The 24,571-nt window shown below is 58.7% G+C and carries 32 protein-coding genes and 2 pseudogenes; 7 read left to right on the top strand and 27 right to left on the bottom strand.

What is annotated here, in order from left to right; genetic code table 11:
* Positions 1-21: 21 nt before the first annotated feature.
* From ASE04_RS12830 to ASE04_RS32180, 26 genes are all read right to left on the bottom strand, one after another.
* Positions 22-747, bottom strand: coding sequence for a DUF4145 domain-containing protein (locus ASE04_RS12830; protein ID WP_162260524.1), 726 nt, complete (start codon positions 745-747; stop codon positions 22-24).
* A 103-nt stretch (positions 748-850) separates the two neighbouring features.
* A complete protein-coding gene (locus tag ASE04_RS12835) occupies positions 851-2,029 on the bottom strand; it encodes a hypothetical protein (protein WP_056817769.1) in 1,179 nt (392 codons plus the stop codon).
* Between the two features lie 115 nt (positions 2,030-2,144).
* Positions 2,145-2,720 carry a phage virion morphogenesis protein gene (locus tag ASE04_RS12840; RefSeq protein ID WP_056817771.1) on the bottom strand — a complete coding sequence of 192 codons (576 nt, stop codon included), beginning with the start codon at positions 2,718-2,720 and terminating at the stop codon, positions 2,145-2,147.
* A 110-nt stretch (positions 2,721-2,830) separates the two neighbouring features.
* Complete coding sequence (locus ASE04_RS12845) at positions 2,831-4,018, bottom strand: PBECR2 nuclease fold domain-containing protein (RefSeq protein WP_244490390.1); 1,188 nt, start codon at positions 4,016-4,018, stop codon at positions 2,831-2,833.
* Positions 4,019-4,374: 356 nt separating this feature from the next.
* Positions 4,375-5,766 carry a DUF935 domain-containing protein gene (locus ASE04_RS12850; RefSeq protein ID WP_056817775.1) on the bottom strand — a complete coding sequence of 464 codons (1,392 nt, stop codon included), beginning with the start codon at positions 5,764-5,766 and terminating at the stop codon, positions 4,375-4,377.
* Entirely contained in the window at positions 5,763-7,412 is a 1,650-nt protein-coding gene (terL, locus tag ASE04_RS12855; RefSeq protein ID WP_244490391.1) for a phage terminase large subunit, read from the bottom strand. The genes ASE04_RS12850 and terL overlap by 4 nt, the downstream gene beginning before the upstream one ends.
* Positions 7,409-7,909 (bottom strand): DUF1804 family protein, encoded by a 501-nt coding sequence (locus tag ASE04_RS12860; RefSeq protein ID WP_056817779.1) that lies wholly within the window; start codon positions 7,907-7,909, stop codon positions 7,409-7,411. Before ASE04_RS12860 ends, terL begins: the two co-directional genes overlap by 4 nt.
* On the bottom strand, positions 7,899-8,243 hold the full coding sequence (locus ASE04_RS12865; protein WP_056817781.1) for a hypothetical protein: 345 nt from the start codon (positions 8,241-8,243) through the stop codon (positions 7,899-7,901). The genes ASE04_RS12860 and ASE04_RS12865 overlap by 11 nt, the downstream gene beginning before the upstream one ends.
* Complete coding sequence (locus tag ASE04_RS12870; protein ID WP_156408768.1) at positions 8,240-8,542, bottom strand: hypothetical protein; 303 nt, start codon at positions 8,540-8,542, stop codon at positions 8,240-8,242. Before ASE04_RS12870 ends, ASE04_RS12865 begins: the two co-directional genes overlap by 4 nt.
* Positions 8,475-8,840, bottom strand: coding sequence for a hypothetical protein (locus ASE04_RS12875; protein WP_056817785.1), 366 nt, complete (start codon positions 8,838-8,840; stop codon positions 8,475-8,477). Before ASE04_RS12875 ends, ASE04_RS12870 begins: the two co-directional genes overlap by 68 nt.
* Positions 8,837-9,154, bottom strand: coding sequence for an NAD(P)+ transhydrogenase beta chain (locus ASE04_RS31180; protein WP_200960713.1), 318 nt, complete (start codon positions 9,152-9,154; stop codon positions 8,837-8,839). Before ASE04_RS31180 ends, ASE04_RS12875 begins: the two co-directional genes overlap by 4 nt.
* Complete coding sequence (locus ASE04_RS12885) at positions 9,151-9,873, bottom strand: TIGR02594 family protein (RefSeq protein WP_056817787.1); 723 nt, start codon at positions 9,871-9,873, stop codon at positions 9,151-9,153. The genes ASE04_RS31180 and ASE04_RS12885 overlap by 4 nt, the downstream gene beginning before the upstream one ends.
* Before the next feature lie 69 nt (positions 9,874-9,942).
* The gene (locus tag ASE04_RS12890) at positions 9,943-10,281 is read right to left on the bottom strand and encodes a helix-turn-helix domain-containing protein (RefSeq protein WP_244490392.1); all 339 of its coding nucleotides are present in this window, start codon (positions 10,279-10,281) and stop codon (positions 9,943-9,945) included.
* A gap of 51 nt (positions 10,282-10,332) precedes the next feature.
* Positions 10,333-10,623, bottom strand: a complete 291-nt coding sequence (locus ASE04_RS12895) for a hypothetical protein (protein WP_156408769.1) — start codon at positions 10,621-10,623, stop codon at positions 10,333-10,335.
* Positions 10,620-11,015, bottom strand: a complete 396-nt coding sequence (locus ASE04_RS12900) for a regulatory protein GemA (RefSeq protein ID WP_056817794.1) — start codon at positions 11,013-11,015, stop codon at positions 10,620-10,622. Before ASE04_RS12900 ends, ASE04_RS12895 begins: the two co-directional genes overlap by 4 nt.
* Positions 11,012-11,284: a hypothetical protein gene (locus ASE04_RS12905; RefSeq protein WP_056817796.1), complete on the bottom strand. Its 273-nt coding sequence runs from the start codon at positions 11,282-11,284 to the stop codon at positions 11,012-11,014. Before ASE04_RS12905 ends, ASE04_RS12900 begins: the two co-directional genes overlap by 4 nt.
* Before the next feature lie 508 nt (positions 11,285-11,792).
* Positions 11,793-12,326: a host-nuclease inhibitor Gam family protein gene (locus ASE04_RS12920; RefSeq protein ID WP_082597325.1), complete on the bottom strand. Its 534-nt coding sequence runs from the start codon at positions 12,324-12,326 to the stop codon at positions 11,793-11,795.
* 16 nt (positions 12,327-12,342) lie between these two features.
* Positions 12,343-12,609, bottom strand: coding sequence for a hypothetical protein (locus ASE04_RS12925; protein ID WP_156408770.1), 267 nt, complete (start codon positions 12,607-12,609; stop codon positions 12,343-12,345).
* Positions 12,602-12,832: a hypothetical protein gene (locus tag ASE04_RS12930; RefSeq protein WP_156408771.1), complete on the bottom strand. Its 231-nt coding sequence runs from the start codon at positions 12,830-12,832 to the stop codon at positions 12,602-12,604. The genes ASE04_RS12925 and ASE04_RS12930 overlap by 8 nt, the downstream gene beginning before the upstream one ends.
* Complete coding sequence (locus ASE04_RS12935; protein WP_056817807.1) at positions 12,822-13,208, bottom strand: MarR family transcriptional regulator; 387 nt, start codon at positions 13,206-13,208, stop codon at positions 12,822-12,824. The genes ASE04_RS12930 and ASE04_RS12935 overlap by 11 nt, the downstream gene beginning before the upstream one ends.
* Positions 13,190-13,780: a hypothetical protein gene (locus ASE04_RS12940; RefSeq protein WP_056817809.1), complete on the bottom strand. Its 591-nt coding sequence runs from the start codon at positions 13,778-13,780 to the stop codon at positions 13,190-13,192. Before ASE04_RS12940 ends, ASE04_RS12935 begins: the two co-directional genes overlap by 19 nt.
* Positions 13,780-14,547 carry an AAA family ATPase gene (locus ASE04_RS12945; protein ID WP_056817811.1) on the bottom strand — a complete coding sequence of 256 codons (768 nt, stop codon included), beginning with the start codon at positions 14,545-14,547 and terminating at the stop codon, positions 13,780-13,782. The genes ASE04_RS12940 and ASE04_RS12945 overlap by 1 nt, the downstream gene beginning before the upstream one ends.
* A gap of 26 nt (positions 14,548-14,573) precedes the next feature.
* A complete protein-coding gene (locus ASE04_RS12950; RefSeq protein WP_056817814.1) occupies positions 14,574-16,715 on the bottom strand; it encodes a Mu transposase C-terminal domain-containing protein in 2,142 nt (713 codons plus the stop codon).
* A complete protein-coding gene (locus ASE04_RS12955) occupies positions 16,712-17,173 on the bottom strand; it encodes a hypothetical protein (RefSeq protein ID WP_056817815.1) in 462 nt (153 codons plus the stop codon). The genes ASE04_RS12950 and ASE04_RS12955 overlap by 4 nt, the downstream gene beginning before the upstream one ends.
* Positions 17,173-18,165: a ParB N-terminal domain-containing protein gene (locus ASE04_RS12960; RefSeq protein ID WP_056817818.1), complete on the bottom strand. Its 993-nt coding sequence runs from the start codon at positions 18,163-18,165 to the stop codon at positions 17,173-17,175. Before ASE04_RS12960 ends, ASE04_RS12955 begins: the two co-directional genes overlap by 1 nt.
* Before the next feature lie 196 nt (positions 18,166-18,361).
* Positions 18,362-18,664, bottom strand: coding sequence for a helix-turn-helix domain-containing protein (locus ASE04_RS32180; RefSeq protein ID WP_056817820.1), 303 nt, complete (start codon positions 18,662-18,664; stop codon positions 18,362-18,364).
* 148 nt (positions 18,665-18,812) lie between these two features.
* Between ASE04_RS32180 and ASE04_RS12970 the strand changes: the two genes are divergently transcribed.
* The 7 genes and pseudogenes from ASE04_RS12970 (at position 18,813) to ASE04_RS32050 (ending at position 23,759) form a co-directional block, all read left to right on the top strand.
* Positions 18,813-19,568 (top strand): XRE family transcriptional regulator, encoded by a 756-nt coding sequence (locus tag ASE04_RS12970; RefSeq protein WP_056817822.1) that lies wholly within the window; start codon positions 18,813-18,815, stop codon positions 19,566-19,568.
* 74 nt (positions 19,569-19,642) lie between these two features.
* Positions 19,643-19,882 (top strand): hypothetical protein, encoded by a 240-nt coding sequence (locus tag ASE04_RS12975; RefSeq protein ID WP_056817824.1) that lies wholly within the window; start codon positions 19,643-19,645, stop codon positions 19,880-19,882.
* Between the two features lie 650 nt (positions 19,883-20,532).
* Positions 20,533-20,865 carry a hypothetical protein gene (locus ASE04_RS12980; RefSeq protein WP_244490393.1) on the top strand — a complete coding sequence of 111 codons (333 nt, stop codon included), beginning with the start codon at positions 20,533-20,535 and terminating at the stop codon, positions 20,863-20,865.
* Positions 20,866-21,182: 317 nt separating this feature from the next.
* A complete protein-coding gene (locus tag ASE04_RS12985) occupies positions 21,183-21,770 on the top strand; it encodes a hypothetical protein (protein WP_056817828.1) in 588 nt (195 codons plus the stop codon).
* Positions 21,771-22,061: 291 nt separating this feature from the next.
* On the top strand, positions 22,062-22,985 hold the full coding sequence (locus ASE04_RS12990; protein ID WP_056817830.1) for an ArdC family protein: 924 nt from the start codon (positions 22,062-22,064) through the stop codon (positions 22,983-22,985).
* Positions 22,986-23,109: 124 nt separating this feature from the next.
* Complete coding sequence (locus ASE04_RS12995) at positions 23,110-23,376, top strand: type II toxin-antitoxin system prevent-host-death family antitoxin (RefSeq protein WP_056817832.1); 267 nt, start codon at positions 23,110-23,112, stop codon at positions 23,374-23,376.
* Positions 23,373-23,759: pseudogene (locus ASE04_RS32050) on the top strand (hypothetical protein). The gene ASE04_RS12995 and the pseudogene ASE04_RS32050 overlap by 4 nt, the downstream one beginning before the upstream one ends.
* Before the next feature lie 134 nt (positions 23,760-23,893).
* Here ASE04_RS32050 and ASE04_RS32185 read toward each other — a convergent pair.
* Positions 23,894-24,116, bottom strand: a pseudogene (locus tag ASE04_RS32185) (hypothetical protein); the annotation flags it as partial.
* Positions 24,117-24,571 lie beyond the last annotated feature (455 nt).

Raw genomic sequence — 24,571 nt, forward strand, 5'->3', positions numbered from 1 at the left:
TTCTCGGAGCCGAAGGGAGAGCTATTCGGTCGTCAAGCTGTCCTCGCTGTCGCTGACCTCTGGGCTGTCCTGGGTGGCATTTTTCTTTGCCTGCTTCTGCTGATCGCGTTTATCACCCAAGAGTTCTCGCAAAGCAGCCGTGGCGGTTCTGCGCGTCCCACGAGCTTCGTACCATTCCTTGAACAACGTTTCGATCAGACCAATCAGCAACTTTGCCTCATCGTGGGTAATGTCGATGATGTGGTCGACATTTTGATCCATGTGCGCGCCGATATCGCCTACCCCACGAACCGCTTGAATGGCCTCCCATAATTCTGGATCGATACTGCTTCTGACATAACTCAATTCCGCGCCGAGGTTTCCGCGCTTATTGTTCGGTATGTTGAAAAAGTCCCGCACAATTCCCTGCAAACAACGCCGTGCCATTGCAGCAGAGGCTCTTCCGCTAACCTCGGCGACAAGAACGGCCTCACGATATGTAATAGCTATTTCCTCGGGAACGTCAGTCGGAAGCGTCACCAGCCTAGCCTCAGGCAATAATGCTCGCTCGAACCTGTCAAGCTGCATTTGGAGGTAAGTGCCGGTGGTGGAACGTTGCAACGCGACATCTCCGAACTGGACATTGATGCTCAGCTCTCTGCAATCACTATTCGCGCAGGCGACAGACTCGACTCTAAGGCCGACGTGACCGCGCTTCGACCGCGTGTTGACCTGTATCGTTGACTCGCTGATGCTTTCTTTGGTCACGAACGTATTCGTACCACAGTACGGGCACCGCCACCTGTCGCCGGGTCTCAGATTAAACATTTCAGAATCCTTAATGCCGAAAGTTACAGGATCGAGCGTCTGTCTACTCGTCCCCAAAGGAAATGACCGTGCGCTCGCTTATGCCGGGAAGCGCTCCGGGCGTGAACACGGCCCGGGTGAAAGAAGACAGGTTCATATTGTGCACACTAAACAGTTCCGCGCACGTCTGCCCGAACTCAACCGATACCCGGTTTTTTACGGCATCGTGATGCGGTCGATGCGAGTAGAGAAGGTGAAGGATGCGCCGTTTAAGCGTGTCTTCTACCTGCTTAGCTATTCCATAGCCGCTTGAATAAACTACGGGGTTAATCCGGTGCTCCCTTTTGGCAGGACCGCCATCCACCCGTAATAGGTCCAAATTCTGATTGTTAAAGCCAAAACCGAGGAAGACGAGCACACTGGCAAACTCTATTGCACCGTGAATGCGGCCGATCGTTTCGGGATCGTGTTGCTGCTCCGTGTAGGTCTTAATGTTCGCGGCGATGTGCTCTAGCTCAACGTCGCTTGGATGGAGGCCAAACCCAAGTTTCTTCTCTCCGTAACCACTGTCATGCAACGCCAGCTCCCCCAACGTACCGTAGGGATGAATTATGTTCATGCCCATGACGATCTCATGAGCCTCCGACAACGTAATCCGATAGGCAGCTGCGATCTGCTTGCGAAGATAGTACTCAATACACCGATCATAATTGAAGCAGACGATCGAGACACCCCGCCCAATATCCTTGGCATTGCGAACGCCGTCGCAAAGAATACGGAAAAAGTGCCCGATCCAAGTGTTATCGGGGTTGATCAATTGTTTTCCCGACTTATTGAGCATGGGGGCGGCCGGACGAGCTTCAAAATCCGGCTCTCGCTTTGCAGTCAAGCTGCAGTCATCTTCCGCCTTGATAATCTCCAGAGCGATCAGAACTTTTCCAAGATTCGCAATTTCGCGCTCTTCCGGGAACCGATCAATGAAAGCGTCGATACTAACCGCCGTATGGATACCGCCCTGGATGGCGCGCGCGGCGGCGATCGCTCGCTCTCGCGGCTCTCCGGCTGGATACGCCCTAAGAAGCGTCTCAAAAAAGTTCTGATCGCCAATTTCGGATTTCGGAGCGCCAAGGTTTCGCAGAACCGCGCTTCGCTTTATTCTTTGAGCTAGTTCCGTTCCTACTGGCATACCGAACTCGGCGCTAGCGCCCGCCCCGATGACGAATGTCGTGTTCTCGCGAAACATCTTTACTTAATCCATTGCCCACCTAGGCTCACGCCAAGCGCCTCGAAATAATTGCATCTGAAATAAGCATGCCGCCCTTGGGTGGTAAAGATCAGTTTCAAGGCCACCCAACTAACTAGCCCCGTAACCAATCATCCGCGATGCCGATGATTATGGTTTCGTCCTCTTTCTTGACGCCCGCGAACGGACGCGCAGGAATGTTGATCGTGTGCTCGCCAATCTCGACTTCACGGGCAAAGTTAGAGTTCGCCTTGCGCCGAAATTTCTGATCAAGCGTGTCCGACTTGGCATCGTAGCGCTGATAGATCGTCTGCTTGCGCGCCGGCATCTTGATTTCGGCACCAAACTGGTGAGCTGCAGCGTATTCGACGGGCGTCCCAACGCGGGCTTCCGTCGCCGTGGCAGCAACCGAGAACGAGCCGACAAGCCGGCCGCGTGCGCGCAGGATGGTAATCGGCGTCAGGCGGCGCTTTTCCCGTTCCTTGATCGTGCGCGGCTTCAGCGTCTGCCACGGCGTTCCATCGGGTGCGGTCTCACGCTCGAAATTGTCCTGGATCGAATTGCGCAGATGCTCCCCGACGTTCTTGTAAAAGCCAAGCGGGTTCTCCATTCGATCGACAAGCTTGCCGAGCTGGTCGAGCATGTCGGCATCGTTGATGCTGACGCTATGGGTGATGCTGATGCCGGTCATGTCGACAAATCCTGACTTTGAGACTATGTTTGTGACTTCCGCCGAACACGCAATGACCGATGATGGTCCAGATAGCTCTTCGGTGGCGAGGCCGGATCATCCCGGCCTTTCTATTTTCCCTTTCGCTTGAACAGCAGCTTGCCGCCCCGGCGCTTGTCGATCGCGTTGAAATCCACCTCGCCTTTCTTCGTAGTCGGATTGTACGAGGTGATAGCCTGCCAAACCCGCTGCCCCATCTCAAAGACCACCTGAATGCCGGTCTTGGGATCGACGCGGATGTAGCGACGGTCAACGATAAGCTCTTCAACAGTCGGGTCGGTCGGATCGCTCTTCCGAGCAACACCCATCCAGATTTCATCGGGGTCCATCAGGGTTTCGGCCATCAAAGGCGTCAGGACGTTGCGGCCTCGTTTCATCACCTTCAGCTCGCCACTCTGGTTCCGAAACAGCCAGTCGGAGACCGGTACGACGTCGCCGGCCGCGTCGGTGAAAAGCACGGCCTGATTGGCTTCCGCACCGAATGGCTTCAGGAAGGCCGCAACGTAGTCTTCAGGCTGCAAGCCCTCCGGTAGCGGTTTGGCAGCGAATGGCTTGGCGTTAGCGACAAGCGTGCTGATCGGCTCGGGGGTGTCGATCTCCACAGCCTGACGCGGGTTGCCGAGGGCTGGCGTGCCTTCGTCCAGTAGCGCGGACGGCACCAATCCTTGCTCCCATTGAGCACCGGGCATGTAATCCCAACCATAGCCGACGCCCTGCGGCACTTCCGTGAGTTGGCCGGTAATCGGATCCAACACGGGCCGGAACAAAGCGCCCGGTGCGTCGTCCGGTCCTGTCTTGCCGAGTCGCGTCAGATCGGCCCTAGACAGAGTGCGGACGCCGCAAGAGCAAAGCCAATCGTTCGGCGGGAAATGCGTATCCCACCACGGATCGTCCCAACGAAGGATTTTGCCGTGCCATGCAACGTGCAGCCGGCGCGGGCTCATAGGGGTGCGGGTTTCACCGTGGCGATACATCCAGAACGGACGCATCTTGACGACGTCGGGGTCCCGCATCTGCTTCAGCCGGCCGGCCATGAACGACGTGCGAATGTTGGTCTCGAAAATCACGCGGGTGCGCCAACCGCGTTCGCCGTTGTATTCCCAACCGTATTGCCCAACGATCCGATCGAAATCCTTGCGGAAGTCGTCGAGCGTGGTTCCGTCTTCGATCGCCCTGGCTATGGCGTTCTGGAAGTCCGACAACATGTCGAGATCGGTAGCACCCGCGATGACGAACGCGCGATCGTGAACCCCGCGCATGGCATCGGTCCAAGCCTTCGTCGGCTTGACGCGCTTCTGCCTGAAATAGTCGATCTGTTCCTTGAACGGTTGATTGAAAACGTCCGGCTCCGCAAAGCTCGCATCCGTCTCACCGTCCAGAAATACCGCCTCGCGGCCTTGCAGCGCGGCGAGCTGGAGCGCGTCACCGATAACCGTGCCGAGCGCGATCGGCGACCACGACGCCCCGAAGGCGAGAACGGCGCGCGCGGCCTCTGGCAGATCGCGAGCGTTGAGAGCCTTGCGGACAGCAGAAAGGCGACGATCGAAATGCCGTGCCGTCGCGTCTTCGAGCTGGCCGGCGATACCGCTAACGCGGCTGTTTTCCTCGGCAAAACCTACGTGGTTAGCGGTTGCAGTTTTTTTTTACGTGGCTCGGAAAACAGTGCAGCGAATTCGGGGCTTTCCTTTTCGAGCTGGCGCAGATCGCGGGCGCGCCTGCCGCCCTCCATGAAGGAGAAGCGCGCTTCAACAAGCCGGTCGATCGCAGCGTCAGACAGATGGTCGGTCAGACCGAACGAGGTCAGGTATTCACGAGCGAACTCGTCATCGTCGATCTGTCCAGCGGTCGCCAGCACAGCCATCAGGGCACTGTTAACAGCGGTCGCAGCGCCCGCCTTGGCCTGATCAACCTCCGCGTCGGCCTTTTCGTTCTTAGCGCGGACACGCCAGATCGACGGGACGCCGGCACCGGGGAAATTGTATTCGACGAGCCACGTCAGGAGCTGGCCGCGAAGGGTGTCGGAAAGCAGATCGGCATCACTGTCGACAACGAGGCTCAGCATCTCGGCATGGGTCTCGGACGCGGCCCGCGAACCCGAATTGCCGATATCGGTCGTTAGAGTTTCGCCGGTCACGCAGATGGAAATCTGCTTGTCCCAATAGGCCAAGAAATCCCCGTAGTGGACCGTGCCGCCGCGAGATGCTTCCAGAAACTCGACGTCGGTCCCGATCGGGACGGTGATGGCGGAACTGCTGCGGAGCTGGCGCAGCGTGTTCAAGAGCTTCGACTGCTCTTCGGTCAGCGTCCCATAGGGCGTTTTGCCGACGACTGTCGGGCTGGCGAACTTTTCGAGGAAGTGAAGCCAGAAGGTAATCCCTTCCCGCTTGAAAAGGGTCGGCCAGAACAGCCGTGTGCCGAGGCCAAGGCCATAGGGGTTATTGCCCTTTACGCCGAACCGGTGAACCATGAACTTGCGTTCGGGCAGCTCGATACCATCGCGCATGTTCGTCCACGTCAGCAGGCGCGGACGCCAGTTTTCGTCGAAGGCGAAACGGCGCTGATCGTGACTGACAACCATGGCCGGCACGATGCGGCTCCCATCGCGCTTCCAGACGATTTCGCAGACGGCAAAGCCCTTCAGCGTCGCGTCCAGCAGGTTTTCGCAAATCGTGTCAAACGGCAGATCATCGAGAACCTGACGGCAGAAATCAGCGGCGGCGACGTCACGGGCGTCTTCAGATGCCGCCTCTAGCTCCCATTCACGAGCAATCAGCGTCTTCTTGCGCTTCTGGAGCATGGCGAAAGCATGCGTATCGCGCTCGATCTCGTCATAGATTTTGAGACCCTTGCCGCCGCCACGCTGGATAAGGGTATCGTCCTGGTGCACCAACGCGCCCGAGAAATACGGGATGGTGATATCGTTCTTGGCGTCGGCAATCAGGTTGGCGGCGCTGGCCGGCAGGTTCTTGCGCGGCTCTTCAGGAATCGCCTTCGTGGGGGATTTCATAGGCGGAAGTCTCCATAACTGTCGTGGCTATCGGAAGCCGTCATCATTTGCCCGCCGCCAACAGCAGCCCCGCCGCCCGCGTAGAACAGGGCATTCTGCCAGAGCATATCGAGGCAATCGGGTCCGTCGTCGTGATCGGCGTTTGGCCACTGCTGAAGCTGGTCAATAAGCGTCTGCTGGCCGGGGTTAAGGCGGATCATGCCGGCCGCGATCGGAGGCTGAAGGCGCTCAATGCGAAGGTTCTTGTCGCTGTTCGGCGTGATCGGAATAGCCGAGATGCCGACGCCCTGCTTGGCAGCAGTGACCATCAGCGTCGTGCGCAAGAATTCCTGAAACTGGACGGCTTCGACAAACCAGAGCAGGCACTGATACTGGCGCTGAAGCGCGATCGTATCGGAGATGATGATATCCGGCAGGCGCTTGCGAATGGACGCCTCCAGAATATCCATGGTGCCGTGCAGCCGGTTGAAGCCGCCGATCAAGATGGCCGAGGGATCGCGCCCGCTGCCCTTTTTTCCTAACGACGGGTCGATTGCGCCGAAGTGGATGAGATCGGGAATGCGATACGTCCAGAAGGTCAGCGTCTTGAAAGGACTATCCTCGGAAATCGGCTTGTTCTGATACTCGCATGCGAAGCTGTCGTGGTCGCCGGCCCGCTCCAGCATCAACGAGATAAGTGGTTGCACGGCCGGCCAGTTGACCACCGCGCCCGCGTCCATCTCGGCTTTCTTCTCAGCGTAGTAAGCCCGCGCGCCTTCATCGCCTTCAGCCTGATAGACCTCTTCGAACAAATCCCAAAGGTCCATCCGATCGGGCCATTTCACGATCGCCTGGAATTCCGTCGTGCGCCAAACTGGCGACTTGGAGGCGCGAACGATCACGGCATCAAAGTGAAGGACGGTTCCCACCCAAATGACGTCCATGGAACCGTCAGGCGGGCCAACCTTCAGCGCCGCGCGGTTGATCCAGTTCTCGAGCTTTTTGCGCTGCTCGGGCGAACGCACGGCTTCGTCATTCTCCAGATCGTCGAAGAACATAAGATCGGGGCGATATGGGCCATGGCGACGGCCACGGATTTTCTTGGCAGCGCCGAGGCCTTCGACACGAATATTGTTGCGGGTGACGAACTCCCCTTCGCGCCAGACGCGGCCCTGCCCGTAAATATCGGGGAAGTCGAACGACAGACGCGGGTTCGTGGTCAGCTCGGCTTTCAGGGCCTCAATGAGAAGCGCCGACTGCTCATAGACGTCGCAGACTTCAAGAATGTACCGCTTGTGGCCGAGCATGATGCAATAGAGCGCGAAGCCGAGCGACAGGTGCGTGGACTTGGACGAACCGCGAGGCGCAACGAAGAGATCGCGGACGCCCTTTTTGCTGGCAAGAATTTCCGGGCAGCGCCGGAAAATCTCGACATGGAAAAGGCTATGCTCGCCGCGAACATAGTGCGGCAGATAGGTTTCCATGAAGAATTGAAACCCCGTCTCGGGGTCTCTGACGCGCTGAAGGCGCTCGGCTTTTGCTTTCGGATCGGCCGGGAAAGCCGATACCGACAGCTCGACGAACCGCGACAGTTCGTCGGCCAGCGCCGCGATCCGGTCTTTGAAGTCCTTCGCGCTGACGTTTGCCTTCAGTGCGGGGCGCTTCATGATCCGTAACGACGTGCCAGTTGCTCGCCGAACGGCTCGATGATTTCGAGGATCACGGCGATATGCTGTGGGAAGTTTTCGCGAACGAACTCAATCAGATACTGCATGACGTCCTGCGCCACGCCCAATTCCGAGATCTTGGGCGCGAGCTTGCCGGCGCTGGCCGTCATCTTCGTCATGGCATCGGCGAGCGCCACGAGGTGCTTCACCTTCTGATCAAGGGCAAGTTGGCCGTTCTTGATCTCATCAAGCAACGACTGCGCCATGATCATGAAATCTTCGACGACCGACGAAACGACGGTTTCGATACCTTCGCCGGCCATAAGGGACGCGGAACGGGCAATGTCCCAATCGTCGCCGGCTTCCTTTGCGGCCTTCTTCCAGCGGCCGAACGTGGCCTGCGAAATCTGAAGCGTCATCGAGATCGTTGCCGCCGTCATGCGGCGGTAGACGTAATCCGATCGGGCCTTGCGGCGAACATCCATATCATTCGCCATTGGTGGAATTTCCTTTCCCGAGGCCGAAAATGTCTTTGATGAGCTTGGGCGGATTGATCGAAGCCGATCGCAGCCAAAGGATGAGATTTCGGCCGGTGATGCCGTATGCAGCGGCGACCGCGTATCCCCACGTGCCGGGGTTGGCGGCGACGCCAAGCAGATCAAGCGTCACTTCGGTGGCGACGGTCGCAACGAAGACGCCGGCAACAATCGAGCCGACAGCCGTTAGAAAATCATGGCTGCGCCAATCCAGAAGCACGGTGATGACTGCGGCCACGCCCGACGAAAGCAGGGTGGCGACCTTCAGGCCGAATATGGTTTCAGGTCCAGTCACTTCACTCCAAGCCTTTCGCTGGTAGGGGTGGCATCGACCGCCGCAACACACGCTTTGCGGCGAAGCTCGCCGATGTTCCGTGCTGTGCGATCGGATGACCAGTTGTTGAAGAGTTCTTCCTGCGGCAAGTCGCGGTCAGGCTTGGGCGACAGTGCCGGCGTTTCCTCGCGCGCCTCGGGCGGCAGCTCCGTCTTCACGAAGCGGGTCGAGACGACGGGCGGGGCCGGCCGGTCAATCGGGGAGCAACTGGACGCGAGCGCGATCAAGACCGACAGCGTTGCCATTCGGTAGGGCTGCATTGGCCTTCCTCAAGGTGGTAATGTTGGATTGCAGATCGGCGATGACCTTCGCCGTCTCGGTGTTGATGCGCAGAGTGTCGCGCGCTTGCGCTGCCTCCGCCTGCGCAGTGAGCGCGTTCGATTTCTCGATTTCCGCCGTCCAGTAGGAATCGCGCTCGCTAATCCCTTCCTTCCGCGCCGTCGATCGGATGTCTTCGACGGTGTCGATGACCTTCAGCACGAGGAAGACGCCGCCGAGCGCGAGGGCGGCGAGAATGATCACCGACACGACCGCCTTCGTGAGCCATGCCGGGATCATCGGGCTTCTCCCTTCCCCGCGCTCGGATCATCGCGCGGGTTGAAGGAGGAGGAAGGCGGAAACGGGGTTTCGCCGTCGCGCTGACCTCGCGCCTTGCTGGCGGCAAAATCCTTGGAGCCGTAGCGGCGATGAAGTCCGAGCTGGCCGCAAATAAGGGCAACCATGGCCGGAACCGCCATCATGCCGAATGCGACCGCCTGCTCAGAACCGGCGATTGCGCCGGCTGTCAGGGCCGCGATGACAAGCCATGCCATGACGGCCGAACCAGCCATGTGCAGCTTCGTGGTGTTGTAGGACGGACCCTGTCTGCTCACGCTTCGCTCCGCGACATCGGCGCACCGGACTCGGAGAGTTGGACAGAACCGCCAACCGGCGCTTCACCCGTGAGCGGCCAGCGCATACCCACGAGCCGGGCCTTTTCGACGCGCTTGATCGAAACGGAATTGTCCTGATTGCCACCGAGGACGTGGAAGTGCGTGCGGTCCTCGCCCACGTAAAAGCCGACATGACCGCCGCCCGATCGGGAGAACACGAGAATTGCGCCGAGCGCTGGCGACGCTTGCCGGCCGAATGCCTTCCAGTTCAAAGCGCCGAGCGGATTGGACGGCAGAAACTCTTTCGGCAGCGTGACCGAGATCGCGTTTTGCACGAACAGCCCGCACCACGCGATATCGTCATCGGTGAAATAGTTGGCGATCCAGCCACCCGCCCGCTTGGCCCAACCGATGATCGTTGGATTGGAGCCGCTACCGACCACTTCCTTCAGGCCCATATAACGACGCGCCTCGCGCATCCAAACGGGTTCGGCCGGAACCTTCTGCGGCACCACGGAAATCACGCCGTCGATCGACCGCGCATCGACGCGAAGCGCGTCAACGGTTGCTTGATCGGCCTTGCCGGTGACCGGGAGACCTGCTGCTTCCTGAAACTTTTCGAGCGCGTCGATGACGGCGCGACCATGCGCGTCATCATAAAGGCCCGCGTAAGCCCCATGCGAACGCAGGCGGGAAATAAGCCACTGATCGAAATTCATGTGTTGCCCCTTCAAGTCGAGGCAACCTATGACAGCCAATCAGCCGGTTCTTGCGGACAACAGGTCCGGTCAGTCTTCGAAGAGTTTGAATTGGTTGGGAGTTTCGGGCTTGTTTGCCACGCGGCGAACATGCCGCTGCGAAATTCCGAGCATCCGGGCGATCTCCCGGCGCTGTTTGCCCTCATCCTGCAAGGCCAGCACGTCCATGCGCGCTGATTTGCGGGGGCGCATGTGGGGAACATAGATCAGTTCGCCCGCGAGGTAAGCACATAGCGCTTTTCCATCGTCCTTGCCAAGAGCCAGCAAAATCGGGTGGCTGTCGTCAGGATGCTTGGGAAAGCTGATTTCGGCTCCACCGTACGCGGCAATGAGCTTCAGGACGATGGCGACGCCGAGGGCGTCGGCCATTTCCTGAAGGCTCAAAGGCAGCGCAGCGATGGAGACGTTAGAGACCATGCGTCAGGCGTTCCGCGCAATTTTCTGATAAGACAGGGTATCGCTGTCGAGAACGATGTTGCGGACGGTGATGACGAAGCTTTGAACAAGCTCCGTTCCGCCACGCGGGCGATAGACGAAGCGTGCCGATAAACCGCCGACACGATTTCGATAGATGCCGGATGAAGCCTGAAGCAAATATCCTTCGCCGACGAAACGGTCGTGCTGCGGGATGATCGCGGGCGCGAGATCGACCAGCGTTGCAAGCGGCATGCGTAGTTTCTTGCGTGCCTTGTGGCCGTTTTTCAATGTCATTTCCCTCGTGCCTCCATGGCTTTCAGGGTGTCAATCAAGGGATTTGCCTGGGCATAGGTGAGGAAGTCAGGATCATCGACGCCCGTGCGCTTCCTGACGAATGTGCGCAGCGCCTGCCGCGATCCGTCCTCAACGACGCCTTTGAGGTGGCACGACTTCCAGAGAGCGTGCACGAGCCGGATATAAGGCTTGGTGGCGATCGGCAGCTTCTTGGAGCCGGCCGCGACCTTGAAGCCGAGACGCTGCATTTCCTTGACCACGGCAAGCCGCTGCGTTTCTGACATCAATCGGAGCGACGAAACACCCGTCACCCGCACCAAGATTTCCCGATAGGCGTTCTCTTCGATGCCGAGCTGCTGTTTGGCGATATTGATGACGGCGGTGGCCTTCATGCCGCACCTGCCGTTTCGTGCGCTTCCAAGGCTGCGAGCGCGGCGGACACGAAGAAGCGCGGCGGGAACACACGGACGTAAACGAATTCGCACGTCATGCCTTGCTGCTTGGCGGTTTCCCAATGTTCGGCACGCTTGTCGGCGTCGGTTAGGACAGAGGCGATCGCCTCTGCCTGGGTGCGACGAAAGCTGTGTGGCAAGAGCACGCCAGTCGGCGTGCAGAGTGCGTAGCCTTGGGCGAACGCGGCGGGGATAGATTTCTCACCCATTGCACTTGCCCTCTTCATTGCGCGTGGACCGTTGATCTCCTGTCGACAGACGTGACTTTCGTGTTAGCATCTCCTCATGTCCGAGGATGAATTCTGCGAACGCTTTGAGAAGCGAGTGTGCCTCCTGCATCGCGCAGGCCGACGCCCTTTCGGCATGGAGCCCAAAGATTATTCGGCCCAAGTCGCCAAGGTTTGGTGGCATGAGAACAGCGGTTATTGGTCGCCCGAAAGATGCGCTGTTGAGGATTCCTATTACTGGAGAGATCGCACCCGCGATTGAAAAGGTCGACGGATCGAGGCTTCTACCCATGTAGCAACTCCAGCTCTTCTATCCGGCAAGGAAGGGTTCGTTTGTCACCGTGGAAAAGGACGCGCACGAACTGCGCGCCCTCCTCGACTTCGGAGTGAACGCGGCCCAATCGGCCGGTCACGGTATGTTCGACGAACCTGCCGATGCGAAAATCGGGCTCATTGGTCGAACGCTCAAAGCAAAGGCCCATGGATCACCTCAGGCCTTGGCGCGGGAGGTTTCAAGCTCCAGCGGTTCGATGACGAAATCTTCGCCCTCGGACGAAATGCTGACGCCGACGATCAGACGGGCCTTGTCGGGGTCGGCCAGCATGGCATCCTTGTTCAGCTCTTCCTTCGTGCGAACGAACAGCTTCTTCAGACCAAGCGTCTTGCAGGCCTCAAGCGCCGCTTCGACCCCGCGAATGGATACCTTCGGCGGGCGCATCCGCCAGTTGATCCGGCCGGTACCGAAGTCGTGGAATTTCACCTTGCCGTCGTTCGTCAGGCTGACGCGGTTGGCCTCGCACCACGTCTGCACGCCGCGCTCATGTTCCGCGAGTTCCGTCGCAAGATCGGCGCTCGCCGTCTCTAACGTCTCTCCCGCCACCCGGATTTTCTCATCGGCCACGGCCTTCAGCGCCGCCAGTTCGCGGCGCAGCGAGCCGATGCGGCCGACAGCAAAAACGGCGTCTTCGCGGTTCTGCGGAACGCGGGAAATTGCTTTAGCCTTGTTCTTCAATGCGGTTTTCATGCGTAGTTTTTCCTCGTTAGTCTTTGGAGTTGAAGGCGGCGTCGGTGGCTCTGGCCGCTACGAAGGCGGCGAGAGAAACAACATTGGTGTCAGGCTGGTTGATGAGCGCGGCCGGCAGGATTTCACCGGCAAGGCGGGTTTCCATCTCCGCGCATTGCGCTTCGCAGCAGCGGAGGTAGCCGCAAACGTCAGGCAGTACGCCGATATCAATCGGCTGCCCGAGGGTGGCGCGCATCTCGAATTGGAGACGCAGCATTTTCAGGAATTGCGAAGTTCTAACCATGGGAGTGCTCCGACTGGCTAAGGGCGATGACTGGCGAAGGTGCGGAGACAAGGCGTCCATCAAGAGCGACGTGCGGCAGGCCCGTTAGAAGTTCGATCCGATCTTCCATGTTGCGGGCCTCCAGCTCGAAAGCCCGGAGCGCCAACAGGAAACCCGTCGGATCGGACGCGCTAACGTCCTCACGGAACCGTTCGCGCATCTCTTTGATGGCGTCAGACAGCATCATTCACCTCGGATTGCTGATTTTCAGGATTTTGGGAGCAGCCCCGGCAAGCAGCCCACTGCTTGAGCTTGTCGGGGTCACTCATGGTCATCGGTGCCGTGTGGTGGCTGGCGCAAACGCTTGGCCCGATCGATGCCCGCAAATGCGGGCACCAGAGCTGATGCGAGTAGAGCGCCATGACCTTCGGGGCGATCTTGGCAGACACCTTGTCCATGCGAGCTGTGTATTTCCCGGCGATCAGAAGGGAGACCGCCGTGCGGGAGATATCCAGCTCGTTGGCAATGGCCTGTTTCGAGCGCCCTGGCTTTTCAGCCTCGGCGCGGAGAACATCGACCCACGACGGATCGGGCAGCGACATCAAACTGGCTTGGCGCATGGCACGTCCTCGCCCGTATTGAAGTCGTGGACGGCGTTCGTCTTGCTGCGCCAGACGGGCGCATATTCACCCGTGTTCTTGAGCAGACGGAAGCGCTTGAAACCCTGCGATCCGGGGCGATTGCCCTTCACGCGGCCGGCCAATTCCTGCACGTATCCAGCCGCGACAAGGTGCGCGACATATCGACGGGCAAGATGTTCGGGGTCTGCTTCCTCACGACGGGCGGAAATGACGATATCCGCGATCGTGAAGCTGCTGGACATGCGCATGACCGTCCAAAGCCGTTGATTGAGGGTGCTGGACCGAACTTTTCGGACCCGCGTGTTGGGTCCGCGAGTTTCCCCGATCTTCTTGCCGGTAGCGGCGAAAGCCTTTCCCTGCGCCGTGAGCTGGTAGCAGCCCGCTTCGACGCGTTCGGCATAACCTTGCTGAACCAGCAACAAGATACCGTCCGTGATCTTCCGGCGCGAGATCGGCAACAGTGCTTCCAACTCGACGAGCGTTCTGCAAACGCCGTCCGCAAGGCCCTCCAATGCGGCGTTGGGCAATGTACCCGGTGCAAGGCGCTGCATTAGACAAGCTCCGGCACAACAACGGGTTGGCTGGTGTGACGGTCATTCAGGATCGCCATCCCTGCCATGTCGCGCATGGTTACGCCTTGTTCGTCTGGTTCCATGCGCAGGCCGAACCGCTCGATATTGGCGATGGCCTCCAGAACCTCGCGGTTATAGCCCTGCGAGACCTTCAGCACGAACTTGGCGAGATCGTCGGCCACCTTGACCTCGCAACGCTTGTCGATCAGCAGACGCACGTCTTCGATCGTCGCCTTCTCAAAGCGAACCTTCTGGCTAACGCGGGATGCGACCTGCGGGAAACGCGTCAGATGGTCATTGACCTTGCCCATGCCGACGAGGATCACCGGCAGCTCGATAATGTCCGAGATATCGCGGACGGTTTCGAGGATCGTGACCTTGTTGCTGATGTGGTCGGCTTCGTCGATAACGAGCGCGAAGTTGCGGCGTCCCAACTCGGCGGCGTTGTTACGCATGACGAGTTCCTGCACGACCTTCTGAAATTTCTTCTGGAAGGAGTGGGGCGGATTAACGCGCAGCTCTTCCAGCAGCTCGTTCATGAACCATGCAGGGGTCCATTCCTTTTTTGCCCTCAGATAGACGGCACCATTCTGCGCAACCCAATGCTTGAGCGTGGTGGTCTTTCCGAGACCGGGAGCGCCATCGACGACCGTCAGGCAGGCTTCCTGTGCACCGCGCTGCGACAGCGCCGACAAAGCGGCAAGGAAGCGCCTCACATTGGTGGTCTCGACAAACAAGTTCTTCATGCTATTTCCCTCGTGTGAAGTGAGTGTCAGGCAGCGGCTCGGATGAGGTTTCGAAGCGCGTCCAGGTCGATGCCTGACAGTCGAAAGAGTTCAGTTGTGGCGGGCCTTTCGAGGGCCGACCGCAATACGCGAACGTGGCTACTAGTGAGCTGATCCGGATTTTCGAGAACCCACGCTGCAAGCGCTTCATCGCTCGCAAAGGTCCGCCTGCGCGGCTGCTCGACGGCTCCGGTAGCCGGTGGAACGACTTCCTGCCCGTGATCGAAGACGAGAACCGGCGCAGCTTGCACCGGCTCTGGCACGTGCTCGATGATCGGCATGAACGTCTGAATTTCCGCGTCGATGAAGCTGCCGGGAGACAGTTCGGCTTCGACCTCGGCAAGATGATCCTTGAGGCGACGGGCGCGGGCATTGGCGCGCTTTTCCATTGCGGCCCGCTCCATCGTTAGCGGGATATAACGCTCTTCATTACCAGCGAAGACGGCAACGCAGATCAAGCGGCCCATGCGTTCTTCGCCAGACGTGGTGTCGATCTCGCGAACCCAAACTTTCTTGGCGTCGTGGATATCGTAGCCAACGAGAACGTAATCCCCGTGGAACTCCTCTAACGCCATGTGGAAGTACGAGTTCGTCAGCCATTCGACCATCGCGCGGGAGACCTTGCGCTTGACGTAGGGGCGGAACAGGTCGTTCTTTTCGTGCTCCAGAACCGGAACGATCTCGAAGCCGGTGGAGACGTGATATTCCCAATACTGATCCGGCGACATCTTGCCCGGAAGCGAGGAATGGGGCTTGGCATTGTAGGCAGCGACGGCGTTCGAGCATGCGGCCATGAACTCGTCCCACGTCGGCAGGCGGCTCGACGCGCCGAAAACCTTGATGTCCTTCCGGGTCGCCTTGAAGGACCGCTGACGGGCCTGACGGTCCATTTCCTCGCCGATATAGGTCTCAAATTCCTTGGCGAGCGGGTTCCAGACGGAACCGTTGAACCGTTCGATGATGCCGCGGGCCTGCGAGTTCTGCGGCAGCGAATGCAGCTTCGTGACGCCGAGGCGTTCGGTCACGCCGGTCAATTGGTTGTCCAGCACGTCGTTCTTGAAGCCCGGACCACGGTCCACATAAAAGATTGCCGGGATGCCGTTCCGTTCGCAGGCAAACCGAAGGGCATCGACGACGCCGATCGTGTTTTCCGCGAGACCGAAGGAGAAGCCGACACAGCGGCGCGTGGCTACATCGACGATGCTGGTGATTTCCGGCCGGAAGGGCTGGCCGTGGATCGGGTGCGCTATCTCGGAATCGAACGTCTTGCCGTCTGCCGTGTAGACGCAACCGGGAAGCAGATCGTCGGTCGATCGGAGCGTGTAAGCCATGCGGCTCTTCAGGGTCAGCGAGCCTTCGCGACCGCGATGACGCTCAACGTTGCCCAGGCGGGCCATGAGGCGACGGACCTGATCATAATTCGGCGGCAGGATATGGGCCGGCAGTGCCTTCGTGAATTGCTCCAAGGCATCGGTCAGGCATGGCTTCTGCGGCTGCGCATAGAAGCGAAGGAACTGCCAGAACCACGACGGCACGTCCTGCTTTTCTTTGGTGGGCAGTGGAGCGAGTGCGCCAACACCGACCGTGTCGCGGAGCTTGAACCAATCGTAGAGCGTGGCACGGCTCACCGAGGCTTTCCCGGAGGCTCGATCGTTCGCAGCCGTGAGCATGGAAACGGAAATGTCGATGGCGGCGGGGTCGGCAAGAAATGCCTGAATGGCCTGCCGCTGCGACATACCGTTAGAAATCTGATGCACGTCGATGGCCGACAGGATGGCCGATCGCGCGTTCATGACGTCGCGTTGCCGCGCCGTTAGGTTTGCGGTCGTTAGCGCCTGACGCTTGGTCAGCTCGGCGGATTTTGCGTTCTGCTGCGCGGCGAGAACCAACGCGCGGTTCTGTTCAGCCTGCAACGCCGCCTGCAATGCGTCAGGCAGCAGGGAGATATGATATTCGAAGCCGCCGCCGCCTTCTCGGCCGGGGCGCTTGCGATAGAGAGTGGTGGCATCCCAACCGAAACGCTTGGCATAATCTTGAACGCCGCGCTTTGTGGTCGGCATGGCGCGAAGGTTGAGGCGGGTGCCAGCGTCGGCGATCTCTTGTGCGGAAAGGTAAAGCTGGAAGGTCATTTCAGGAGACCTCCAACACGACCACGGAGGGCGGCGCGCTTGCGCTCAAGATCGGCCAGACGCTCTTCCGTCTGCCAGAGCTGGATAACTTCGTGATACTTCGCGGGAACGGCCACGAAGCCAGCGAACTCACAGATAAAGCCTAGCAGCTCGTAGCAGCCGGTGACTTCGATCACCGCAATGAACCGCTCCAATGTGATCTTGTGATCTTTCCGCGCCGGGGACGCATAGCTATCCAGCATGTTCTCGGTGACGTTTTGCTGGAGGTAGTCGGACATTTCCGCCGCGATCCGCTCACGGGGCTTGCCGCTCATGGTCATTGCCTCGGAGAGAACGCGGGCAATCTTGACGTCCAGAGTGCCGCCCTTGGCGACCTCGGACGGAAAACGCGCCGCCACTTCGGGAGGCTGATAGTCGCGGAACAAGTCCATAGTGTCGGGATCGCGGCGCTTGCTCATTAAATGCGGCCCCGGCGCTTCAGAGACGCAATGATGCGCTCTTCGTTTTCCGAAATGACCGTGTCCAACTCGTCATCTTTCAGCTCGGAAAAGAACTTGCTCATCGTCGCGATGGACTTCTGCAAGTCGGCAATGCGCTGATCGATCTGGTTGGACGCCACGACGGTAGCCAGGGTCGCTTCCGGCAACGCGCTCAGTGCCTTTTTGGCCGAAGCGAGCTTCTTTTCGTCATGCGTGAGGACGCGGCCATTGGTGATGATGGTAAGCGCGTCGGGAACGTTGGTGACGCGCGGCGGCTCCGCAAACAGGATATCGAGAACGCTCTTTTGGGTAGCCGGGGTTTGCTCCGACAACTGCTTGAGGCCTGCTTGATGATCAGCCAGCCATGTGCCGCCGCAGCGCTGTCGAGACGCAACGGAGAGGTCTTTCCATATTTTCACGGCGAGTTTGATGGCGCTCTGGCTCAAACCGACCTTTTCGGCGGTCTGCCGTGCAAAGCCGAAGACCTCGGCTTTTTCACCTTCAACCGGTAGTCCCATTTCAAGAGCCAATCTTTGGCTCTTGATTTCGGACTTTCGGGCACCGCCGTGCACAGCCTCAGGATGAAGCCGCTCATAGACCTGTTTCATCTCATAGAGGTGGTGGCAGCGATCCAGCACCTTAAGCTCGTGTCGGCCGAGGTTTTCCATCACTTCGTCAAGGCGGGCTTCGTCATCAGACATTGCCAGTGACACACGGGTGGGAATTGTCATCCAACCCTTGAGTTGGAAAGCCGCGTAGCGATGCATGCCCGTTACGAGGCGCTTCCGACCTTCCACAATTCTAACTGTGATGGGGTTGATGAGGCCGCGTCTGGCAACCATCGAGCCCAAAGCCTCCGCCCAAGCAGGGTCGAATGCACGGGCACGATCTTCGGGGATATCGATATCTGTAAGTGGAGTATCCTCGATCTGGCCGAGGCGTGGGGCGACTACTTCAATATGCGCGGTCATGCTGAACCTGTGCTGGAATTTCTGTCCGTTCACGGAGCCGCAAGGGGTGAAGCGGCTCCGTTAATCCCCAAGCCGGACGCAAGACCGGATCGGCGTGGGTGATGGGAATGGAAGGGCGTTTTGCGAGCTGGAGTGCGCAGGCTAGTTTTGCGCTGACCGCCGCCAGCTTGAACGCCTTCGGCTGGCATACGGCCGGCTAGGCAGCGGCCCGTATGTCAACGTGGTCGTTAGATTTTTGGCTTTCTAACGGCGGCCATTTCGCGGTATCTAGTATCCCGGAGGTTTTCTTCGGGTATCGAGTCGGCCACAGGTCTTCGGGCCTCTGATCGATAAAAGCAGCCAGGGCAGCTTGGCCCTCGTAATGCGTAGTGGTGTTCAGTTTCCGTAGCAGGGACTGGTGAAAGCCGGAACGTACAGCGAGCGCCGTTAGCGTCATGCCTCTTCGATGGACTTCGGCTTTGATAGCCTGCCAGTCCAACACTGTTTTTGGTTTACCCATAGTCTTCACTCCGCTGGAGAGACGGGCGTTGCAGCGCCCGTTTTTTTGGTGACTTGCTTTTCACAACCGCGAAACGCATGTGCGCTTCGCCGATAGGAGAATTAACAGAGATTTTCTGTTTTGAAAACAGACATTATCTGTAAATGTCATGGCGCGAACAGCAATTGCAAAAACGCCTTTGGGTCAAAGGCTTACAGCGGTCAGGGAAGCGGCGGGTTATCCGCATCGCAAGCAGTTTGCCGAACTTTTGGGAATCCACGCCGAAACCTTGGGCGGATATGAGCGGGGCGATTCGAATCCTGACATCGATTTCCTTGCTTTCTATAAGCAGAAATTCTCTGTTAATTTGGATTGGCTGATTGCCGGCGAAGGACGGATGTCTGATCACGTTCTCGATCCGGCGAGCGGAAGCGGAACCTTCCTGACCCACGTCATGGAAGGTCTCAGTGCGGACAAAAGATTGCCGGCGCAGCTCGTTGCGGCAGACTTCGTGAACCTGCCCCAATACGATGTCCGAGCTTCGGCCGGTCGCGGGCTTATACCGTTCAATGAAATGCCGGTGTCAGAAACCGCGTTCGAACGAAGCTTTCTACGCAACCTCGGTGGCGCACCAGACTTCTGCTTTATGATGTGGTCCACGGGCGACAGCATGTTGCCGACAATCCCAGACAACTCATTGCTCATCGTGGATTCGAGTCAAAACATTGTGGACCACGGGCGCATTTACGTCTTCTCGGTCGGCAATGCGATTGTGGTCAAGCGCGCTCGATGGCGCATGGATGGCAAGCTGGAACTCGCGTCCGATAATCTATCCGGCAATTACCCTACCGAGACGTTCGACGCAGACCGTGTCGAAGACTTCAACGTGGTGGGCAGGGTGATTTTCATAGGCCATTCATCATAGCGGGATTGCTGCAACTATGGGTTTGACAGCTTTCGGCCGATGTGAACAAAAAGGGAACATCGAAAGGAAGCGAAATGTCGAAAGCCGAGAAGTATATTGTTCTTCCATTTAAGAAAGTTCGTGGCCGGACCGTGCCAGCAGAGATGAGGCAAGCGACAACAGTCGCCACCGCAGAGCGTATGGCAAATTCGATGTCGGCTCGCTTTGCGGGCGTCGCCGCCTACCAAGTTACGGTCGATCTAGAAAGCGGAGATATGGCAAACCCGCGCGTGCTTTGCGCCTATGGCGAAGTGCTCGAGTCTGGTTTCGATTGAGCAATCAATTCCCCCTGGAACACAGACGGCATCAATTCTAGTTGATGTCAGTTTAGGATCGGACGGCGGCCTTTGGTGGCCGCTTTTTTCGTTTCCCACCAAGCGACACCGGAAGTTTATCCAGCAGCCCGAATTTCCCAGTAAATCAAGCCACTTAGGCGAGGTGGGAAGTTTTCCGCCAGGGTGAGAAGGAATTTCCCACCTCAAATGCGCCATAACTCTCTTCCTCGTCCTCCCGTCGCGTTGATTTCTCGCGCGCCATTTGCGGGATGACCGTTTCCCGACAGCTCAATGCCCTTATTTCACAGATCATTGGTGGGAATGCGTTCTTGTCAGCGGTGTTGGCAGAACAATGAGGGAAGAATGCGCGAATCTGTCCAGAAGGTTGCGCGGTATCTCCGCACTTTTGAAAGGCAATTTGCATTTTGCGGCCCGCGCTCGTTAGAGGCTGCGTAACGGATTATCCTTGTCCGACAGGATGTTGCGCTCGTTTCTCGGGCCGCAGGTTCGTGTCCAGAAGGTAACACCCCCCTACAGCTACGATAGGCGACCTCGAGCAAAAGGCCGGGATTGAATCTACCGATGCTGACCGTTCTGCGTTTTGGCTGCGGTTCCATCATCCCGACGGAAAAGCGTGCCTCGATGCGGGCGTGGCCGAGCTCAAGCGGATGATCGCAGAACGCGAGGGGACCGAGTCGCGTACCAGCGAATCCCGGCGTCAGCGATTGCCGGCTCTGAGCGACGATCAGGAAGCTGCTCTTCAAGCATATGCCGACAGGCATGGCCGACCGTGGAAGAGCATCCTCAGTGAAGTCTGGATGGGTGGGCCGCCTCATGACGATGGCGGGATCTTGCGCGGTCTCCGTAACACCCATGGTCCCACATGGCTTCGCTCCTACCGGTTGCCGAAAGCAGCCCTGGGGGGCCAGTCCGACGGCATCGCAGCGGTCTCGCACGTGGGCGCCGGCGAAGGCGAGGAGTAGAGCGGGCTGGAGCCATATTCCTATCGTGTCCGGTGATGGCACCGTGACGGTTTGTCCTTCGGTTTTGCTGCGGTCTGAACCAGCGTCCGTCCGCTTCAAGTCCGCTATCGCGCCGCGGGGCGGCCGGAACCTGCCGTTCTGCACGGAGCAGCTCCGCTCGGCTTCGCAGGGCAATTTCCCTGCTTGCTCGCAGATCGGCTCCGCTTGGCCTGGCATGTCCGGACCTTGAAGCGCCCGTCTTCCGCCGGTTCGTGGCGACCGCACCGAAGGACAAGCCGGCACGGGGCCGGAACCGCTTCGACTCGAAAGGAAGAGACATGGCCAAGCCCACAAACAATCCTCGCCAGACTGCCCGGGTCGTTCAGCTCCGCAAGGGTGCCACCCTCGAAATGGTCCGCCTTACCTGCCCAGACAGCGCCCAGGCGATCAAGATCGCCGAAAGCTTCGGGAACGCTGTTGTCGACAGCGACGGGATCCGAGATCTTCACGAACGGCTCATCATCGAGACCGCGGATGCGCTCAGTGACGGCCTCGGTGACCGCGCCATGCAGATCCACCTGCAGCGGATCGTTGGCGCCTATGTCGGCTCCGCCCACGGCGCCGGGCAATTTTACAGCAATGCCGTCACCCAGGCACGCGATGCCACCGCCAAGGCGGCAAACGACGCGCGAGACGAAGATCTTGACGGTCCCGTCGGCTACGATAGCGCCGCCCACCGCAAGCGGGAATTCGCCGCCGACATGGGCATCCAGGCTCATGCGCTGCGGATGGCCGCTGAAGGTGCCGTCGCCGCCTACAAGCGGATCGTCGGTGAGAACTGGAAGCCGTTCGATCGGCCGATCGAAAATCCCGGTCATTCCGTGGATCGTAAGGCGGCCGCGGCCCAGATGTCCGCTTTTGACTGACAGCCTGCGGCAGGGTTCGCCCCGCCTTTCATCGCTAAAGGCCGCCTACCTGGGGCGGCCTTTTTATGTTGGTTTTCGATGGAGGAACAGGGAAGGAAACGGGGATTTGATCGGGCCATTGCAGCCCGTCTCGGGCGTCGGACCTGCAGGAGCCGCCCCCGTCAGGCAACGGCTTCGCCGTCCTCCACTTCGTTTCAGCCGTTCCGGTGCAAGCCGTTGGCTCATGGCTCCTGCCCTTGGCCTCCGCGACGGGGCCGTGATTGGCGCGGCTCCAAAAAGTGGAGAAGAGAAATGAGCAAGAAGACCGAAAGCCAGCGCATCGACATCTATTCCCGGATCACTCATCGGATCATCGCGGACCTCGCCAGCGGGGTTCGCCCTTGGATGCAGCCCTGGAATGCAAACAATACCAATGGCCGGATCACTCGCCCTCTCCGCCACAACGGCCAACCCTATTCGGGCATAAACGTCCTCCTGCTCTGGTCAGAGCAGATGTCCCGTGGATTTGCTTCGTCGATGTGGATGACGTTCAAGCAGGCGTTGGAACTCGGCGCCGCTGTTCGAAAGGGGGAGACCGGATCGACGGTCGTATTCGCGAGCCGATTCACCAAATCCGAAGCGGACGGGCACGGTGGTGAGGTCGATCGAGAGATCCCGTTCCTCAAAGCCTATTCCGTGTTCAGCGTCGAGCAAATCGACGGGTTGCCCGTTCATTACTATAGCCGGCCAGAGATCGTGCTCGATCCCATCGCACAGATCGAGCAGGCGGACCGGTTTTTCCGCAACACCGGCGCGGTGATCCGCCACGGCGGAAATCAGGCTTTCTATGCACCCGGTCCCGACGTCATCCAGATGCCGCCCTTCGAGACCTTCAAGGATGCGGCAAGCTACTATGCCACGCTGAGCCATGAGGCGACCCACTGGACTGCGGATGAGAACCGCGTCGGCCGCGACCTGTCGCGCTATGCCAAGGATAGGAGCGAGCGTGCTCGCGAAGAACTCATTGCCGAGCTTGGCAGTTGTTTCCTTTGCGCCGATCTAGGAATCGCCCCCGAAGTTGAACCGAGGCCTGATCACGCGTCGTATCTTCAGTCCTGGTTAGAAGTATTGGCCGACGACAAGCGGGCAATCTTCCACGCAGCTGCCCATGCGCACCGTGCCGTCACCTACCTGCATGGTTTGCGACAAACCGCCGTTAATGGCGCTGCGGACTGACGCGGTCGAAAATCCCCGGGTCTGCGGCGAATTGGTTCTTGGTCGCGCAATTTGCAGCAATGCTGTATTTGCTGTATAGGGTCTGTTGTCTGTTCGACACTTCTAGATTCTCGAGGATTAACTTATGGCCGAACGAGTTGGATCTTATTCAACAAGTGATCTATCCCGCAAGTCAGGCGATATCATCGCCGAAGCCTTGCGGCATCCCGTCACTATCACGCAGAGAAGCAAGCCGCGCTTGGTGTTGTTGAACATCGAGGATTACGAACTCCTCAAGCGGCAGTCAGACATGCGTTCGGTCGGGACGATCGACACAATGTCGGACGATCTTCTTGGCGAGTTCCAAGCAGCGGTGGACGCGTATGCTGACAGCGATGAGGCAGGTCGTTGAGCGGGTACGAAGAGATCCAGACAGCCTCCGTGATTCGATATCCTTATCTTTGGAGCCGTGAAGCCATCAGAGGTGTGAGACCGAGGGTCGCAAGGAACGCGCGGTGACAGTTGGGGTACGAATTCCTCGCGCCGATGGCGACATGGTGCTATTCTTTCCGATAACGACGAAAAGTCCCGATAGTGATCGCTTTGCTTTTGAGATTCCGGCGATTGAAAAACGACGCGCGGGGCTTGATGCCGATCTGCGGCATCGTCGCTCGATCTTTCTACCTTGAACCTGATCCGCCAATCGGGCGCTTCAGTAAAGCTTTTTTCCTGCCGATCCTTCGTGAGTTTATCGCACGCAGGAAATCAACAACCGAGGTGAACCGTAGCAGGTAGATTGGACAGCCTGGCTCGAGCGCGCGCTTCCCGGCGTCGATCCAAGGGTTGGCTGACACTCATAGCGCAAGACCTGGCACGGAGGCAGCGACACCATCGCAGTGAGCCTCAGGCTCAGCCGAGGTACGCCAAACCGAGAATTTCACCGTTACCTCTCGTTGCTGGAAATACGCCTGCTTTAATTTCCTACCCGCGCGATTATTCTCCACGAGCCTGGAAGGATCGAAAACGGCCTCTTTCGGACCTACTCGCATCAACGCAGCTTGAGGCTCGCGATACCCTCATCGATATCGGCATGTTTGCCTGCAGGGATTAGTAGATGCGCTTCGTTGCATCTGCCACGGTCAGTTCACTCACGTCATCCTTCGGCTCTTAACCATCTAATGCTTGACCGTATTGCTCTCTGGAGGCACCAGGGCGACGATGGAAAACCAAAGCAAGCATGTTGTTTTTTTCACAAGGGTGCATGAGCAAAACTCAGTAGAACCCTCGGTGCACGCGGGAGGACGCGGCCAATATGCGGGACGCTGCTTGAGCGCTTGACCACTTCAGGTAGGACTATGGTCGGTCGCCGCTCTCGGCGTTGGCTGGCTCTGTCAATGTGTCAGTCGGGCCAGATCTTCCGTGCAACTTTCCCCAGATCACCGGCTTAGGCGCGGAAGGTTTCAGCTTCCGGGATTGCTCGATTTCGATGACAAACGGTTTCGTCTGCTTTGAATAGCCCCGAGTTTCGTAGACACCCTCGCGTTATGTTTTCTGCAAGCGCTCGAACTCGACGGGTGACAGCATTCCGTTTCTGACGTGCTTGCGTT

Source organism: Rhizobium sp. Root708, from assembly GCF_001429725.1.
Taxonomy (GTDB): Bacteria; Pseudomonadota; Alphaproteobacteria; order Rhizobiales; family Rhizobiaceae; genus Rhizobium.

Coding starts and splice junctions, on each gene's coding strand:
- ASE04_RS12835 (WP_056817769.1), bottom strand. CDS start 2,029: ATGTTTCGCGAGAACACGACATTCGTCATCGGGGCGGGCGCTAGCGCC.
- ASE04_RS12930 (WP_156408771.1), bottom strand. CDS start 12,832: ATGCTGTCTGACGCCATCAAAGAGATGCGCGAACGGTTCCGTGAGGAC.
- ASE04_RS12945 (WP_056817811.1), bottom strand. CDS start 14,547: ATGAAGAACTTGTTTGTCGAGACCACCAATGTGAGGCGCTTCCTTGCC.
- ASE04_RS12975 (WP_056817824.1), top strand. CDS start 19,643: ATGTCGAAAGCCGAGAAGTATATTGTTCTTCCATTTAAGAAAGTTCGT.
- ASE04_RS12935 (WP_056817807.1), bottom strand. CDS start 13,208: ATGCGCCAAGCCAGTTTGATGTCGCTGCCCGATCCGTCGTGGGTCGAT.
- ASE04_RS12870 (WP_156408768.1), bottom strand. CDS start 8,542: ATGCAGCCCTACCGAATGGCAACGCTGTCGGTCTTGATCGCGCTCGCG.
- ASE04_RS12890 (WP_244490392.1), bottom strand. CDS start 10,281: ATGGCCGACGCCCTCGGCGTCGCCATCGTCCTGAAGCTCATTGCCGCG.
- ASE04_RS32180 (WP_056817820.1), bottom strand. CDS start 18,664: ATGGGTAAACCAAAAACAGTGTTGGACTGGCAGGCTATCAAAGCCGAA.
- terL (WP_244490391.1), bottom strand. CDS start 7,412: ATGAAGCGCCCCGCACTGAAGGCAAACGTCAGCGCGAAGGACTTCAAA.
- ASE04_RS12950 (WP_056817814.1), bottom strand. CDS start 16,715: ATGACCTTCCAGCTTTACCTTTCCGCACAAGAGATCGCCGACGCTGGC.
- ASE04_RS12885 (WP_056817787.1), bottom strand. CDS start 9,873: ATGAATTTCGATCAGTGGCTTATTTCCCGCCTGCGTTCGCATGGGGCT.
- ASE04_RS12900 (WP_056817794.1), bottom strand. CDS start 11,015: ATGAAGGCCACCGCCGTCATCAATATCGCCAAACAGCAGCTCGGCATC.
- ASE04_RS12920 (WP_082597325.1), bottom strand. CDS start 12,326: ATGAAAACCGCATTGAAGAACAAGGCTAAAGCAATTTCCCGCGTTCCG.
- ASE04_RS12840 (WP_056817771.1), bottom strand. CDS start 2,720: ATGACCGGCATCAGCATCACCCATAGCGTCAGCATCAACGATGCCGAC.
- ASE04_RS12990 (WP_056817830.1), top strand. CDS start 22,062: ATGAGCAAGAAGACCGAAAGCCAGCGCATCGACATCTATTCCCGGATC.
- ASE04_RS12960 (WP_056817818.1), bottom strand. CDS start 18,165: ATGACCGCGCATATTGAAGTAGTCGCCCCACGCCTCGGCCAGATCGAG.
- ASE04_RS12845 (WP_244490390.1), bottom strand. CDS start 4,018: ATGCGCGGGGTTCACGATCGCGCGTTCGTCATCGCGGGTGCTACCGAT.
- ASE04_RS12875 (WP_056817785.1), bottom strand. CDS start 8,840: ATGATCCCGGCATGGCTCACGAAGGCGGTCGTGTCGGTGATCATTCTC.
- ASE04_RS12940 (WP_056817809.1), bottom strand. CDS start 13,780: ATGCAGCGCCTTGCACCGGGTACATTGCCCAACGCCGCATTGGAGGGC.
- ASE04_RS12995 (WP_056817832.1), top strand. CDS start 23,110: ATGGCCGAACGAGTTGGATCTTATTCAACAAGTGATCTATCCCGCAAG.
- ASE04_RS12955 (WP_056817815.1), bottom strand. CDS start 17,173: ATGAGCAAGCGCCGCGATCCCGACACTATGGACTTGTTCCGCGACTAT.
- ASE04_RS12850 (WP_056817775.1), bottom strand. CDS start 5,766: ATGAAATCCCCCACGAAGGCGATTCCTGAAGAGCCGCGCAAGAACCTG.
- ASE04_RS12970 (WP_056817822.1), top strand. CDS start 18,813: ATGGCGCGAACAGCAATTGCAAAAACGCCTTTGGGTCAAAGGCTTACA.
- ASE04_RS12895 (WP_156408769.1), bottom strand. CDS start 10,623: ATGACATTGAAAAACGGCCACAAGGCACGCAAGAAACTACGCATGCCG.
- ASE04_RS12860 (WP_056817779.1), bottom strand. CDS start 7,909: ATGGCGAATGATATGGATGTTCGCCGCAAGGCCCGATCGGATTACGTC.
- ASE04_RS12985 (WP_056817828.1), top strand. CDS start 21,183: ATGGCCAAGCCCACAAACAATCCTCGCCAGACTGCCCGGGTCGTTCAG.
- ASE04_RS12905 (WP_056817796.1), bottom strand. CDS start 11,284: ATGGGTGAGAAATCTATCCCCGCCGCGTTCGCCCAAGGCTACGCACTC.
- ASE04_RS12925 (WP_156408770.1), bottom strand. CDS start 12,609: ATGGTTAGAACTTCGCAATTCCTGAAAATGCTGCGTCTCCAATTCGAG.